Origin of the sequence: Bacillus sp. 3103sda1 (assembly GCF_024159135.1) — a bacterium.
GTDB classification, from domain to species: Bacteria; Bacillota; Bacilli; order Bacillales; family Bacillaceae_G; genus Bacillus_A; species Bacillus_A rhizoplanae.
Genome location: NZ_JAMYWS010000001.1, coordinates 3944826 through 3960033 on the forward strand (window position 1 = coordinate 3944826; position 15208 = coordinate 3960033).

13 protein-coding genes are annotated in these 15208 nt (G+C 38.9%); 4 read left to right on the plus strand and 9 right to left on the minus strand.

From position 1 onward, the window contains the following. Window positions 1–114 precede the first annotated feature (114 nt). The 8 genes from NKR74_RS19805 to NKR74_RS19840 form a co-directional block, all read right to left on the minus strand. Complete coding sequence (locus tag NKR74_RS19805) at window positions 115–618, minus strand: DinB family protein (protein WP_253630582.1); 504 nt, start codon at window positions 616–618, stop codon at window positions 115–117. 207 nt (window positions 619–825) lie between these two features. Next, a complete protein-coding gene (locus tag NKR74_RS19810) occupies window positions 826–2664 on the minus strand; it encodes a M3 family oligoendopeptidase (RefSeq protein ID WP_253630583.1) in 1839 nt (612 codons plus the stop codon). Between the two features lie 334 nt (window positions 2665–2998). Next, complete coding sequence (locus tag NKR74_RS19815; protein WP_253630584.1) at window positions 2999–4612, minus strand: APC family permease; 1614 nt, start codon at window positions 4610–4612, stop codon at window positions 2999–3001. 243 nt (window positions 4613–4855) lie between these two features. Continuing rightward, window positions 4856–6340, minus strand: coding sequence for an aldehyde dehydrogenase family protein (locus NKR74_RS19820; protein ID WP_253630585.1), 1485 nt, complete (start codon window positions 6338–6340; stop codon window positions 4856–4858). A 47-nt stretch (window positions 6341–6387) separates the two neighbouring features. Beyond that, entirely contained in the window at window positions 6388–7284 is an 897-nt protein-coding gene (gene dapA / locus NKR74_RS19825) for a 4-hydroxy-tetrahydrodipicolinate synthase (RefSeq protein WP_098311054.1), read from the minus strand. Between the two features lie 83 nt (window positions 7285–7367). Then, window positions 7368–8321 (minus strand): proline racemase family protein, encoded by a 954-nt coding sequence (locus NKR74_RS19830; protein ID WP_253630586.1) that lies wholly within the window; start codon window positions 8319–8321, stop codon window positions 7368–7370. Then, a complete protein-coding gene (locus tag NKR74_RS19835) occupies window positions 8318–9355 on the minus strand; it encodes a proline racemase family protein (protein ID WP_253630587.1) in 1038 nt (345 codons plus the stop codon). Before NKR74_RS19835 ends, NKR74_RS19830 begins: the two co-directional genes overlap by 4 nt. Next, the gene (locus NKR74_RS19840; RefSeq protein WP_253630588.1) at window positions 9352–10527 is read right to left on the minus strand and encodes an NAD(P)/FAD-dependent oxidoreductase; all 1176 of its coding nucleotides are present in this window, start codon (window positions 10525–10527) and stop codon (window positions 9352–9354) included. Before NKR74_RS19840 ends, NKR74_RS19835 begins: the two co-directional genes overlap by 4 nt. Window positions 10528–10949: 422 nt before the next feature. Here NKR74_RS19840 and NKR74_RS19845 point away from each other — a divergent pair, with 422 nt between their 5' ends. The 4 genes from NKR74_RS19845 (at window position 10950) to NKR74_RS19860 (ending at window position 14535) form a co-directional block, all read left to right on the plus strand. Continuing rightward, window positions 10950–12623, plus strand: a complete 1674-nt coding sequence (locus tag NKR74_RS19845) for a sigma-54 interaction domain-containing protein (protein WP_253631186.1) — start codon at window positions 10950–10952, stop codon at window positions 12621–12623. Window positions 12624–12695: 72 nt separating this feature from the next. Then, window positions 12696–12968, plus strand: a complete 273-nt coding sequence (locus NKR74_RS19850) for a (2Fe-2S)-binding protein (RefSeq protein ID WP_253630589.1) — start codon at window positions 12696–12698, stop codon at window positions 12966–12968. Then, window positions 12965–13297, plus strand: a complete 333-nt coding sequence (locus NKR74_RS19855) for a (2Fe-2S)-binding protein (protein ID WP_253630590.1) — start codon at window positions 12965–12967, stop codon at window positions 13295–13297. The genes NKR74_RS19850 and NKR74_RS19855 overlap by 4 nt, the downstream gene beginning before the upstream one ends. Further along, complete coding sequence (locus NKR74_RS19860) at window positions 13294–14535, plus strand: NAD(P)/FAD-dependent oxidoreductase (RefSeq protein WP_253630591.1); 1242 nt, start codon at window positions 13294–13296, stop codon at window positions 14533–14535. The genes NKR74_RS19855 and NKR74_RS19860 overlap by 4 nt, the downstream gene beginning before the upstream one ends. Window positions 14536–14604: 69 nt before the next feature. On the opposite strand, the gene NKR74_RS19865 is transcribed toward NKR74_RS19860, so the two are convergent. Continuing rightward, window positions 14605–15180, minus strand: coding sequence for a histidine phosphatase family protein (locus NKR74_RS19865; protein ID WP_253630592.1), 576 nt, complete (start codon window positions 15178–15180; stop codon window positions 14605–14607). Between the last annotated feature and the right edge of the window lie 28 nt (window positions 15181–15208).

Here is a 15208-nt window from a genome sequence, read left to right on the forward strand (position 1 = left end):
TTAGACTCACGTAATGATAATCCTAGATCTTTCTGAGCTTTTTGAATCGCTCTAATTAATTTTCTGTTCGTTTTACTATTTTATTAAAAGGTACTCATTTTTCCTAATAGAAGATTACTTTTTATACAAATAAAGACCATAATCTTGCATAATGGAGGCGTGACCTTGTTGTCGTAACATAGCTGCGATATTACCGCGGTGATAAGATCCATGAGTAACAACGTGTAGTATAGATTCAGAAATAGAAGTTGTAAGTAAACCAGCATATGGATTATCAACTACTATTACCTTTTCCATATCTTCTTGAACACTTAGAAAGTCTTTATATCTCCTTGATAAATCGAAAAATATGCTCTCCATTTCCTCGATATTTTTTGACTCTGTTTGCTCTATTAATTGATTTACTAATTCGAATGCTTCATTCATACTTTTACCAGAAATCACATTTAACCATAAGTGATCGGTGAGATAAATATGAGATAACGCTTTTGATATAGAAGGAAAAATACTCTGCATTTCCTTGGTGTAAATATCCTGAGACAGTTCTTTTAATCGGTCAATCATTTTTTGGTTCGCCCATACATGATAGTCATACATTTCTAATGTGGAATTTATCATATTTCACATCTCCCTTTTCTCTATATTCCAAGCAAAACATAAAATAGAGGCAATGATTATAGTGACCGTCTGGATTGACACTTTTTTAATTGAAATACAACTAACTGTCACGCTATTCTAGAAGGAAAATTTTCTTTATATTTTCTAGTTAATATATTTTGTAGCTTCGTTTTCAATTCTTATGTTTTTGACGCTACATTCGGCATTTCATCCCCTCCCGACTCGTCCATTACAACAAAATAAGCTCAACTTCTCTGTTAAAGCAAGAAAGTCTTTTATATCTTGTAAAACAACATGTATTGCTTTCTCCCAAAATTCTTGTTTTGTTAAATCAAAACCAAGATGATGAAAAGCTAATTGCTCAGCAGTCATTCTGCCAGTATCCCGAAGTAAATGTATATATTTTTCTTCAAATGAAGATCCTTCTTGAAGTGCATTTGCATAAATTCCTTGGCTAAATAGGAAGCCAAATGTATAAGGGAAATTATAAAAAGGTTTATCTGTGAAGTAGAAATGTCGATTCCAAATCCATGAAAAATGATTATAAGAAGCAAGCGACTCATTGAAAGCATACTTCTGTGCTTCTGCCATCAGATGGTTCAATTCATCGACTCCTACAACCCGCTTTTTTCGAATTTCATAAAAGCCTTTTTCAAATATAAAACGGCCCTGCACTCCTATTAAATAACTAAGTGCAGATTGTATTTTTGCTTCTAGAAGAAGCAGTTTTTCATGTTCATCTGAAATATCTTTAATCATTGCATGTAAAATAATGGTTTCAGCAAAAGTAGAAGCCGTCTCACTAACAGCCATCGTATATTGCTGTGCAAATGGGGGAACGTCATTTGACATAATTCCTTGATGAAAAGAATGCCCTAATTCATGTGCAAGTATTGCGAGATTATTAGGCGTTCCTTGAAAATTCATGAAGATGCGCGACTGTTTTGTTAGCGGAAATCTAGATGAGAATCCCCTGCTTGCTTTTGTATCTCTGTTTTCAGAGTCAATCCAGCCTTCCAGAAATGCTCTTTTTGTATAATCCGCCAATTTAGGGCTAAAAGAGTTAAACTTAGTAAGGATTATTTCAGCAGCCTCTTCATATGTATAAGTCTTAGTCACTTTTCCTATAGGTGTATATATGTCAAACCAATTCATTTTTTCTACTCCTAGTAGGTGGGCCTTTCTCTCTAAATATGAAGTTATTACAGGCTTACTTTGATTGATGGCTTCCCACACCGCATCAAGCGTTGTTTGCGACATTCTATTATAACGAAGTGGTTCTCTTAAAATAGAATCTGAAGGTAACCCCCGATGTTTATATACTTGTAATCGAAAACCAGCGATGTTATTTAGAGCTGCTGCACATGTCTCAGCTACTTTTTCGCTTGCATCATTTAAAGCATTTACTAGATTCGTTCTAGTATGCTGATTTATAGATGAATGTAATATATTATATGCTTGTCCAAAACTCAGGTGTTTACTTCGCTCCTCTAGAACAATTTTCGTTTTCCCAGTGACAGAATTATATAAATTGGCCCAAGCATGATATCCATTAATAGAAAGATCTTGAATCAACTTTTCCTGTACTATTGGCAATTTCCCCTTCGCCTTTTCTCTTTTTTCATGAAGCGGGTAAGCAATCGGTTTTATTTGTTCCAGCTGCAATAGCTGTTCCCAAATATCATCTGGTATGTGTACCAATGTTTGTTCAAAGTCGTTTATAACTATCTCAAATTGTGTTGAAATACCCCTTACTTTTTCACTTAATATAATAGCCTTCTCATCTTCAACATTTTCTGATTCCAAACATCCAACAAAATGGGTTGCTTCAAGCAAGCGAGTAGATAACTCTTGTATTCGATCCATTTGTTCTATCCACCGTTCGAATCCACTTATTGATTTCAGTTCCTTACTCTCTATTGTTGTAGCTGTTTCTTTAGAGATATCTTCCTCTAGTTTCATGAGAAAATGTTTAAACTCATTAGACTCACTTCCCCCGTGGAAAATCTCATCCAAACTCCAACGCTGTTTTAAGGTTCCACGCAATTTACCCACCTCTTTTTAGAAGATTACTATTTCTCTTTTCCTAATTAACTTAGTATTTTATCCCGCATTAACGGGCAGTAAGACCCCCACCTCAAGGTTGAGAGAGAAGTGAAAAAGATAGGTGGGGGATAACTGCCCGTTAATGCCCGATTGGTTCAACTAACCATCAGTGGGGGATGAAGAACCCCCCCACTGATGGAAGTTTCACTTTATAATTGGATTTTTCCACTCCATATTACACCAATAATTGTCGGTAAATTCAGAAAAAAAGAAGAAGCATCTCTCTATACGCTTCTTCTTTTTCTATGTTTCTATCTTTCGCAAGAACTAGATGTTATTTACTAATCGTAGCATTCTCTACCTGTAAATAATCAGTGCTTTCCACTTCGTCTTCGTCATCCAAATCTACAACAGGTAAAGCAGTATGAACCGCCCAGTAATAACTAATCAAGGAAACAATACTAACCGCTATCAAATCTGTTGAATAGGTTAAATACCCCTTTCCTTCACCAAACATCCCAAAGTACGACACCACCATTATCGCAACGTAGTAAAAAACGAGCCATAATGATGATTTGATTTGTTGGGCAAAAGAGACTTGTGAAGTTGGTACCCATTTTTTGCAACATAGATAGATTACAAACATGATAACTTGTGAAGATAATAACCAAGAAAGTGTTTTCCAACCAGACCAGTACACGATTAATGAGGCAATGACAAATGAAAGTGGTCCAATGATTGACATTCCTTTTACCCAAAACGGACGATTTAGCTCAGGAGCCCGTTTTCTAAGCGCTGCCGCTGTAATCGGTGCGAGAGCATAACTCAATACAAGCGCTGCAGAAACAACATTAATTAACGCTTCCCATGAAGGAAATGGCAATGTCCAGAAAATAGAAAGGACAAATGTAAGCCAAAGTGCAGGTCTTGGTATGCCTGATTTTGCATCAACTTTAGAAAATACTTTAAATAAGGTTCCACTTTGAGCCCAGCCATATACAACACGGGGGGTAGCGGACATATAAATATTCCCCGTTCCACTCGGTGATATAATTGCATCGGAAACAATAAAATAGACCATCCACCCCAGTCCTAATAGAACGGAAATATCTTTAAATGGTAAACTAAATTCCTGACTAATTCCCGCCCATCCTTGGCTAAGCATTTCAGTTGGAATACTTCCAATAAAAGCAACTTGTAAAAGAACATAAACAATCAATGAAGAGATCACAGACAAAATAAGAGCAATTGGTATCGTTCTTTGCGGATTTTTCACTTCACTTGCAACCGATACAATAGGTGTCAGTCCTAAATAAGCAAAAATAACACCGCCTGCAGAAATAGCTGCTTGTACACCAGAAAATCCAAACGGCGCGAAACCAGCGCTTGAAAAATTATCACCATGTAAATGCATTAACAATACAATGATTGTTAGTGCTGGTACAAAAAATTTAAAGATGGTTATGATTAAATTCGATTTCGCAAATGTTTTTACACTCCAATAATTTAACAAGAAGAAAATGACGATAAGTCCAAATTGCATAAGCCATCCGCTTACAGTAGGCAAGGTAGAATTTTCTTTCGTCAGGCTCGGCCACCAAGCCGCAGCATATTGCCTAGCCGCTTCTACTTCAATTGCTATTAAACTTGAAAATGCAATAAGGGTAATAAATCCTAATAAATATCCAAGTATAGGACCATGTGAATAAGCAGGATAGCGCACAATTCCTCCAGCCCTTGGAAGTGATGCCCCAAGTTCACAGTATACAAGTCCTAATAAAAAAATAGCGATTCCACCAATTACCCATGAAATAATTCCCGCTGGACCTGCTATTCCTGAAACATGGCTAGCAGCAAACAACCATCCTGATCCAAACATAGATCCAAAACCAATAAAGGCTAAATCCAATAATGATATTTCTCTTTTAAACTTGCCCTTGTTTGCCATACTTTAATCTCTCCCCTTTCAACCTTATATTTTCTTAATATTCAGTATTTTATAATTAGACTATTGCCGTTATTTCATAATTTTATAGAAGAACAGCATAGATGAAAGAACCCCCAGATGTAAACGCTTTAATTTTTAGAAATTCCAATAACCTTTCAAAATTAATCGAAAAAACGGACAGCCCGATTGGTGAGAGCTTTCCGTCAGTGGGGGATGAAGCTCCCCACTGATGGAAGTTTCACTTTATTTCAAGTTTACCCAAATGCTCTTCACTTCTGTATAGTTGTCGAGTGCATAGGAGCCCATTTCGCGCCCAATGCCCGATTGTTTATAACCACCGAATGGCGCTGCAGCGTCTTCTAAGTTGTAATCATTAATCCAAACTGTGCCTGCCTTTAAGCGATTCGCCACTTGGTGTGCCGTTTTAATGTTTTCTGTCCATACACCTGCAGCGAGTCCAAATGGAGTATTATTTGCTCTTTCGATGACTTCTTCAACTGTATCGAACGGCAGAACTGCGACTACTGGCCCAAATATTTCTTCTTTTGCGATTGTCATATCATCTGTGACATCAGCAAAAATAGTTGGCTGAACGAAGTATCCTTTTTCAAACACCTCCTCACCGCCAGCTGCAACTCTTGCTCCTTCCTCTTTTCCTTTTTCAATATAACGTAACACGCGCTCTTGTTGCTTTTTCGAAACAAGCGGTCCCATTTCAGTACCTTTTTCCATTCCTGCACCGAGTTTTACATTGTTTGCTAGTTTCGCTAGTTCTTCCACCACTTTTTCATAGTGCTTTCTATGAACGAACACACGGGATCCTGCACTGCAGTTTTGACCATGATTGTACATGATACCGTTGAAAGCACCAGTAATCGCCTCTGATAAATCTGCATCTTCCAAAATAATATTTGGTGATTTTCCCCCAAGTTCTAACGTCACATGTTTAATCGTTTCAGCTGCTTGACGCATTATATACTTACCAGTGTCAGTCGAACCTGTAAAAGCTACTTTTTCAATATCATGATGATTCACAATCGCTGCACCTGCTGTTTGGCCGAATCCAGGGACGAAATTGACCACGCCGTCTGGGAAGCCAGCTTCTTTAAAAAGCTGAGCTGTATATAATAGAGATAATGGTGTTTGCTCAGCGGGTTTTAATACGATTGTACATCCTGTCGCAAGTGCTGCCCCCATTTTCCACGCAGCCATGACTAATGGATAGTTCCACGGAATAATTTGGCCGACAATACCAATTGGTTCATGACGTGTATAGTTTAAATAGTCCTTTGAAATCGGAGTCGTCTGACCAAGAATCTTCGTTGCCCAGCCAGCATAATAACGGTAATGTTCCACTGTTGCTGGAATATCGTCTTCTAATGCTACTTGATACGGCTTTCCGTTATCTAGTGCTTCTAATTGAGCTAGTTCTTCTTTATGTTCGTCAATTAAATCAGCCAGCTTGTAAATTAAGTGTGCTCTTTCAGCTGCACTAAGTTCAGGCCATGGTCCTTTTTCAAATGCCCGGCGAGCTGCCTTCACCGCTAAATCAACATCTTCTTCTTGTGCTTCACTTACGAAAGCAAGAACTTCTTCTGTCGCTGGGTTATACGTTTCAAACGTTTTACCGCTTATAGCTGGTACAAATTTTCCATCGATAAAAAGTTCAATATTTCCTTCTAAAAAAGCTTTCACTCTCGGCTTTAATTCTATTTGTGCTGTTAACATGTTCCACTCCCCTTTGCATTTTTTTATTCATACAGTGCTATACTTTTTTACACATGTGAAACGGCAGTCAAAGTGGCTAAAATATCTTTCAACTTTTGATCTTCCTCAAGTGTCAATCCTAAACGAGGATAACGGGAAGGACCTCCTGCCTGTCCATTTAATTCCATTGCACGTTTAACAATTTGCACATATTTTCCTGACCCTTCAAGGAATGTACAAAGCGGTAATATGCTGTCATTGATTGCCCAAGCTTCTTTTAACTCACCTTTTTGAAAATGATTGAACATTTGCGTAACAAGTTTTGGCACAATATTCCCTGCGACAGAAATCCAGCCTGTTGCCCCGACTAAATAAGACTCCATAACTAAATCTTCTGAACCGCAGAAAATTTCAATATCCCCTTTGCCATGTCTGACAAGATCTCTTGCTTTGCGAATATCCCCACTTGATTCTTTAATGTGAGTAACTCTTTCACATTCTTTTCCAATTCGCAGCATCAGCTCTGTACTCATATCAACGCCAGATGTAAAAGGATTGTTGTACAGCATAATAGGTATATTCACTGCATTTGACACTTCTTTAAAGTGGAAATAAATTTCTTCCTCTTTCGGTTTACAATAGTAAGAATTAATGATCAGCGCACAATCTGCACCATGTGCTTCCGCCTGTTTCGTGTATTCAATTGTTTCTTTTGTCGTTTCAGCAGCTGTTCCCACAATAACAGGAATACGGCCGTTGACTTCCTTTAATACAGTTTCAACCATTTGGAATTTTTCTTCTTTAGATAAGCTCACGAACTCTCCAGTACTGCCGTTGATTACAATACCTGCAACTCCTTGATTCACGAAATAGTTCACATTATTTTTCACACCGCCCCAATCAATCTCCTGCGCCTCATTCATTGGAGTAATTAATACTGGATAAGCTCCTCTAATTGTTGTCATTTCTATTTCCCCCTTAATATTTTTTTAGTTTTTTTTGCTATCACTAGCAGGCATAATAACTTTAGTAAACGATTATAATTTGATTATTTTAGTAAAAATCCAGCAGGTAAAGGATCTGTCGGATCTAATACAAACATCTGCATTCCTGTAATAAAACCGCGGCTTTTCAAGGTGAATTTACATCCACTCTCTGTTTGTTTTGCTACTTCTACTGCTAAAGTGCTGCCAAAAATACTTTCATTTACAAATGGTGGTTCTATATACACCTTCCCTTTAGAAAGTAAGTTTGTATAACACGCCATCGTCGATTCGAAGCCCGGAGAACGAACGATATACTGATCAGCACGAAACGTAATTGTTTTAATTCGCCCCTCTTCTAGATGAGAGTCATCCATTAAAATGACACCTTTTACTGGCATTTTTGACTCGAGAGCTTGAAGCACCGTTTGTCCCCATCTCTTTAGTTCAGAAAGTTCCTCAACGCGAATCTCTGCAGAAATATCACTTTTCTCAAATACTGCGTATAATTGATCAGCTTGCACGAGGGAGAACTGCGTATTGCAATGCGAATTAGACAATGGAATGTTTGTTTCGACTATTTGACACGGTTCACTTTCTATCACCACCGAAACTACTTCATTATTCTCCATCATCGCGATAACTGAAATCACACCACTGACCGTTTCGATTTTATATTCATTTGACGCCCTCGGCTGCAAATGACCGCATTCTAGTAAAGCTGTAATTACAGCAACGATGCCACCGTAATGAAATGGAACCGTTCCTTCATGATTTAGAAATAATACTGCGGCATCAGCTTCTTCATTAATCGTCGGAACAACAAGACAACCATTTAAACCAGCAAACCCACGCGGTTCATTCAACAAAAGATTGATTTCTTCTGCAAACACATGCGTAAAATGTTCATTTAACTGTTCCAAGTTTTGATAATGAATAAACGGCACATCTTTAATAACACGAAACGCTTCACCAGCCACGTGTACATCTGTTGTTGAATACGTCTTCTGAATTTTCATTTCACGTCCTCCGTTTCATGTTCCATGGGGGGAATGAGCAAAAATCCTTCTTTAAGCGGATCTTCTTCGTGATAGAAGAACCGATGCATCCCCATCAACCAAGCTGATCCCGTAATTTGGGTCACTACAGCCTCAACACCTTCCACATCGGTTGTTTCCAATACGCGTCCTCTAAATAAGGAACCAACAATGCTTTCATGAATAAATTCTTTGCCAATTGAAATTTGTTGATTTGCATACAGGACAGCCAATTTCGCAGAAGTACCAGTTCCACATGGAGAACGGTCGATTCCTCCTGGAGGAACAATAACTGTGTTCTTCACATCTGCTTCCTCGTGGGTTGGTTCCGTAAAAAACTCAACATGAGTCAACCCTTTAATAAACGGATGTTGCGGATGAACGATTTCAACTTTTTCATTAATGGTATTTCTAATGTTGATTGCTGTTTCGATTATGTTAGAAGCATTCTCTGGAAGTAACTCCAATCCAACTGATTTCGCATCAATGATTGCATAAAAATTACCACCATACGCAATATCAGCATCTATACGCCCAATCCCCTCGACATCAATGAAAACATGTTTTAAAAGAAATGCTGGGATATTGCAAAAAGACACTTCTTTTGCTTTTCCATTTTCTACTGAAATATCCACTTCGACGAGTCCAGCAGGCGTATCCAATTTTAAGGAAGTGACCGGCTCCTGAATGGGAATCAATCCAGATTCAACTAACGCTGTACACACACCAATTGTGTCATGTCCACACATCGGCAAATATCCGCCCGTCTCTATGTAAATCACGCCAATATCTGCTTCTGGATGGCAAGGATCCGTTAACAAAGCACCAGACATGACATCATGGCCGCGCGGTTCATTCATTAACAGTTTGCGAATCCAGTCATATTCCTTTTTCATATGGAGCATTTTTTCTGACATTGTTTCCCCAACTAATTTCGGAAGTCCGCTAATCAGTGTCCTCGTTGGATTCCCGCCTGTATGCGTATCAATTGTTGTAAAGACTCTTTGTGCCCTCATCTGCTCAACACCCTTTCTGTAAATCGGTTAAAGCTAAGCGGTGCAACGGGAATCGATGTTTCTTTTTCATTAATGAGTTCTTCTACTATTTTCCCTGTTACTGCTGCGAGGCTAATTCCGTCTCCTTCATGACCCGCCGCAATATAATAATTTGGAATTTTATCTACGCGTGAAACGATTGGCAAATGATCTTCCGTCCATGGCCTTAATCCTGCATACGAACGAATCACCATCATATCTGCCATTTTCGGATAAAAGCGGATTGCCCGATTAGCAATACATTTAATGATTTCATTGTTTACTTTCGTATGAAAGCCAACAAATTCTCTACTGCTCCCAATTAAAAAATTTTGGCTTTCCGTTGGTTCAAAGACAAGAGCTACTCCATATTTTTCAGTTAGCCGATCAACACGGCGCTTTCCACCAAATTTAGAAATTAAGTAACCAAACTCCATTACTTTTCGACATCCTACATGCTGCTGCCTTGAGGCAACGATAATATGCCCTTTTCTCGGTTCAATTGGTATTGAAAGATCCAGCATCTCTCCTATTCGAGGTGCCCATACTCCTGCCGCATTGACGACATGATCCGCAGTAAAAACTCCGTTTGTCGTTTCTACAGTAAATGAACCACTTTCTTCTTTTTTCATTTGTTTTACTTCTGTATGCTTGAAAGCTTTAGCCCCTAGTTTTTTTGCTTCCTCCAAAAGTGAAAAAGCTAAGAGATATGGATTAACCGTGGAATCAGTGGCGCATTCTAGCCCACCTAATAAATCATCTGCAAAAAAGGGGGACTCCTGCCGAATATCCTGCCGGTCAAGCATTCGAAATGGTAAACCGGCAGCTTTTTGGCGATCTACCCATTTCTGTGCCGCTTCCATCTCCTCGTCCGACTCACAAACAAGGATGCTTCCTGGTGCTCGATATTCAAATGGATGCTCCAACTCTTTGCTTAATTCATCCACTAAATTCTGACTAAACAACGACATTTGACTATCAAAACCTGGGTCTTTATCAATCGCCAAAATATTGCCGTCACATCGTGAAGACGTGCCACTAACAAATTCCCCTTTTTCAATGATCGTTACATCTCTTCCATACTTAGAAGCATAATAGGCAATCGAACAGCCAATAATTCCCCCGCCAATGACTAACACGTCACAATGTTTCACATGGCATTCCTCCTCTCGATGAAATGGCTTCATTACCTGAAAATGCAATTCGTATGCCAATTAACGTGAAACTTTCACAACAGAGAATTATTTCTTCCCCGCTGATAGTTAGGTACGCGTGACAGAGACGCTGTACAAAGGAAATGTAATAGTTTTAGAGGAAGTTGTACTTTCAAATCTTTGTTGATTAGAAATTTATCCCGCTACTTTTGAGCAGTAAGACCCCCACTGATGGAAGTTTCACTTTATAGACACTCCCTCTTGATCCAGTTATCCAGTTCCTTGTTTTCTAGAAGTAGAAGCTTTACTGCCCTTTAAAGTGAGGTAAGCTCTATTGTAAAAATATTTTAAATATTTCATGAACACGTGTATAATTTTTTTACAGTGTTAATAACTTTTTACAATTAATTTTGGAGGGGATTATCATATTTTCATTACCGTCAGGGAAAGAAATTATACAACGGATTTTAATGGATACATCGTTCGATAAGCAGAAAATTGAACAAAAAAACGGTAAATTTTATTATCGTTCAACAACAAAGATGCCTGAGCTTCCATGCAAAGTCGTATATGAAGATGAATCATTCTTCACCTTACTTCAGGCGTTTAGTCATCATTCCACAGCTGTTATTCTTGATACAAACAAAAATCCAGTAGGCTGTATAACAGCAACACAAATCATCCATTTTCTTCATAACTCTTACAATCAATTAAAAGCATTTTATGAAACTGTTATTCAAACGACGGATTCTTCCGTCACGGTCATTGATGATAACGAACGTGTTTGTACGTGGACAGAAGGAGCAGAAAAAATTTTCTCCGTCAAACGGCAAGATATCATCGGCCGACCGATTACGGATTTCTTTGACTATAAAAACCTAGAAATCTTGCAATCTCTACATAAAGGGAAAAAAATTGTAGGACAGCACCATCAGCCTCAGTCTGATTTGTTTGTCTTAATTAACTCTAATCCCGTTTATTTTAACGATCAGATTATCGGCGCAGTCGTTTCAGAAACGGATATCACAAATCAAGTCGTACTGAATGAAAAATTGTTCAACATGTCCAATGAAGTACACCGTTTAGAACAAGAAGTAGCAAAATATAAAGATTCTTCTGATTCCTTTCATTCTATTAAAGGAAAGAGTGCTGCCCTGCAAAGAACAGTGGATTTAGCTAGAAGGGTATGTTCTGTTAAATCTACTGTTCTCATATTAGGTGAAAGCGGTGTCGGAAAAGAGGTATTTGCGAAAGCGATTCATGAAGCGAGCGAAAAACCGAAAGCACCTTTTATTTCAATTAACTGCGGTGCGATACCAGCAGCTTTATTTGAAAGTGAACTATTCGGATATGAGCGGGGCGCCTTCTCCGGTGCTGACAGCAAAGGAAAAAAAGGAAAAATAGAACTGGCAAAAGGAGGTACATTATTTCTTGATGAAGTAGGTGAAATGCCCCTCGAAATGCAGGTAAAACTTCTACGCGTGCTGCAGGAGCGAAAATATTATCGCGTTGGTGGAGAAAAAGAAATTAATATCGACTTCCGTATCATCGCTGCCACAAATCGTGATTTACAAGAATTAATGAAAAAAGGACAGTTCCGTGAAGATTTGTATTACCGATTGAACGTAGTCAGTCTACACATTCCTCCTTTAAGAGAACGGCAAGAAGATATTATTGAATTAACCCATTATTTTTTACATGACTTTTCTTTGAATTATCAACGGCCGATTCATGAATTTCCTCCAGAAGTCATGCATGAACTGCTTCGGTATGATTGGCCTGGCAATATTCGCGAACTTCGCAACGTCATGGAACGGCTTATCGTATTCGCAACAGATGGCGTAATAAAAAGAGATTATTTACCCTTTCATACCAATAGTATCAGCTTTGAAAACAAACCAAAGACTGTATCTAATGTACTTCAAGAAAGTGACTTTACCATCTTATCGTTACAAGAAGAAATGAATCAACACGAGAGAAAAGTAATCAAAAGAGCACTACAAATCTTAGATGGAAATAAATTGGAGTGTGCGAAACAACTCGGTATCACAAGAGCCACTTTATACAATCGCTTGAAGCGGCTTGGCTTACAGTAACCCTCTTCCTCCTCTGCATTGGCACATTTTTTGCATAATATCTTTATGAAAGACTGTCGAGGAGGAATTCAAATGGTTAACAAAGAGAGCATTGTGATTTGCCGCTGTGAAGAAGTTACTTACGGACAACTCCAGTCAACAGCAGATCAACATAAATGCACAGCAAGAGAATTAAAATTAAGAACACGAGCAGGAATGGGCTTTTGTGGAGGCCGCACATGCAGGCCGACATTAGATAGAATTATTGAAAGTGTTATCCCTAATGTGTCACCTGGTGAAATTCCGTTAAAATACCAGCCCCCAATTCGGCCGGTGACATTTGGAACAGTAGGTGAAAATCAATGACTAGAATCATGAAGCATCCTATTTTAGGGAATTTAGAGGATAGAGAACGTATTTCCTTTCAATTTGATGGAATGGAATATGAAGCATATGAAAATGAAACAATTGCTGCTGCTCTTTTGGCAAATGGAATAAGAAAACTGCGCGTTCACGAAGATAGCGGGACACCTAGGGGTATTTATTGCAACATCGGTCATTGCTTAGAGTGCCGTGTAACTGTCAATGATCAAGCAAACGTAAGAGCCTGCTTAACAGTTGTAGAGAAGGATATGATTGTTGAAAGCGGCAAACAGCATCCGAATATTGTAAGAAGGATGGTGGAAAAGCGATGATTGATGTAATTGTAATTGGAGGAGGCCCAGCAGGGTTAGCAGGAGCTATTGCCTGTGCGAGCTTTGGTCTCAAAGTGACTGTTCTTGATGAATTTATAAAACCAGGCGGCAGGTTACTCGGACAACTTCATCAAGAGCCTTCCGGTGAATGGTGGAATGGAATAAAAGAATCAGAGCGCCTTCATCAAGAAGCGAAAAAATTATCGGTCGATATTCGCTGCGGGGTGTCTGTTTACAATTTAGAAAAAGAAAATCACCTATGGAATGTACATACGAGCCTAGGTACGCTAGAAGTACCATTTGTACTAGTGGCTACTGGAGCTGCCGAATACTCTATCCCACTGCCTGGTTGGACCCTTCCTGGCGTAATGTCCATTGGCGCGGCTCAAGTAATGACAAATGTTCACCGCGTCCAAGTCGGCAAAAAAGGAATTCTTATCGGAGCAAATATTTTAGCATTTGCGATTTTAAATGAATTACAACTAGCTGGCATAACGGTTGATCGAATTGTACTCCCAGAAAAAAGTGCCCTTAGTCAAAAAGCAGGTGAACCTGAAGAGGTTATGAAATCGCTCTTGAACGCAGCTCATCTCGCACCATCACCATTATTACGTATCGGGAGCCGTTTCATGAAAAATGACTGGATGAGGAAAGTTGCTTTAAACTTTTATCCGAAAAACGGTATGAAAGTGAATGGCACTCCCCTCCAACTTCGGAAAGCAGCACTCGAAATTATCGGTAAAGATCAAGTGGAAGGAGTACGCGTCGCCGATATTGATGCGAATGGCAAGATTGTTACGGGGTCTGAAACAATTTACGAAGCAGATTTTGTCTGTATAGCAGGCGGCTTGTATCCACTAGCAGAGCTTGCCGCCGTTGCCGGATGTCCATTTCAATACATTCCTGAACTTGGCGGTCACGTGCCCCACCATTCAGAGACGATGGAAACTCCTCTTGATGGACTATTTGTAGCCGGGAATATCACTGGGATTGAAAGTGGCAAAATTGCCATGGCTCAAGGAACAACAGCGGGATTGTCAATCGTCAAACATGCAGGAAAAGAATCGAACACAATTGACCAAAAACTACAACAAGCAGTGCAGCATGTCCGTACTGTTCGCAGGCAAGCTGCAATTCAGTTCAATCCTGAAATTAATAACGGTAGAAGCAAAATGAACGAGCTTTGGGAACGCCTCTATTCAAATGACAGCACTGAGAAGCCCCCGAAGATTGTGTAATGATATTAACCATAGATAGGAAAGAGAGAATGCTTTTACTTTAAGATACAATCATTCCCTCTTTCTCCTCTATCCCAAATGTACTGTGCAATTATATAGCTCGGAATCCCAACCATTCTTTGCTTTTATAAGATTAGTTAGAGACGTGTTTCTCGGAAATTCTACCATATTTAAATGCGGTACTAGTTCCTTTAGAAGATGTCTAATGAATGCACCATGACTAACGATTAATATATTCTTGTTATCATGTTTAGATGCAATCTCCTCAATTACCGAAAGACCTCTTGTGATTACACTATCAGCACTTTCAATTCCTAAATCTAGCTCTCTCCAATTCTTTCCCCATTTTAAAACTCGCTCTTCTTCCGTTGTCCCTTCAATCTGTCCTCCCCCTGCTTCACGAAGCCTAGGTTCCAAGTAAATTGGTATATTCGCAATTTTTTCTCCTATAATTTCAGCAGTTTGCTTCGCTCTTAATAGATCACTAGAATATATGAAATTCCAATTCTCCTTACGCAAGCGCTCTGCAAGTTTATGCGCATCTAATATTCCATCTTGATCAAGGGAAATATCTGAACTCCCTTGTGCTCTGCCTTCTTTATTCCACGGTGTACTTCCGTGACGGATTATACCTATTTTAGTCATAGTAAAACCTCCAAATTATCAAAAATGA

What these genes read in the sequence shown, in the direction of transcription:
- NKR74_RS19860 (WP_253630591.1), top strand. Translation starts at nt 13,294, where the DNA reads ATGATTGATGTAATTGTAATTGGAGGAGGCCCAGCAGGGTTAGCAGGA.
- NKR74_RS19835 (WP_253630587.1), bottom strand. Translation starts at nt 9,355, where the DNA reads ATGAGGGCACAAAGAGTCTTTACAACAATTGATACGCATACAGGCGGG.
- NKR74_RS19815 (WP_253630584.1), bottom strand. Translation starts at nt 4,612, where the DNA reads ATGGCAAACAAGGGCAAGTTTAAAAGAGAAATATCATTATTGGATTTA.
- NKR74_RS19865 (WP_253630592.1), bottom strand. Translation starts at nt 15,180, where the DNA reads ATGACTAAAATAGGTATAATCCGTCACGGAAGTACACCGTGGAATAAA.
- dapA (WP_098311054.1), bottom strand. Translation starts at nt 7,284, where the DNA reads ATGACAACAATTAGAGGAGCTTATCCAGTATTAATTACTCCAATGAAT.
- NKR74_RS19855 (WP_253630590.1), top strand. Translation starts at nt 12,965, where the DNA reads ATGACTAGAATCATGAAGCATCCTATTTTAGGGAATTTAGAGGATAGA.
- NKR74_RS19830 (WP_253630586.1), bottom strand. Translation starts at nt 8,321, where the DNA reads ATGAAAATTCAGAAGACGTATTCAACAACAGATGTACACGTGGCTGGT.
- NKR74_RS19820 (WP_253630585.1), bottom strand. Translation starts at nt 6,340, where the DNA reads ATGTTAACAGCACAAATAGAATTAAAGCCGAGAGTGAAAGCTTTTTTA.
- NKR74_RS19805 (WP_253630582.1), bottom strand. Translation starts at nt 618, where the DNA reads ATGATAAATTCCACATTAGAAATGTATGACTATCATGTATGGGCGAAC.
- NKR74_RS19850 (WP_253630589.1), top strand. Translation starts at nt 12,696, where the DNA reads ATGGTTAACAAAGAGAGCATTGTGATTTGCCGCTGTGAAGAAGTTACT.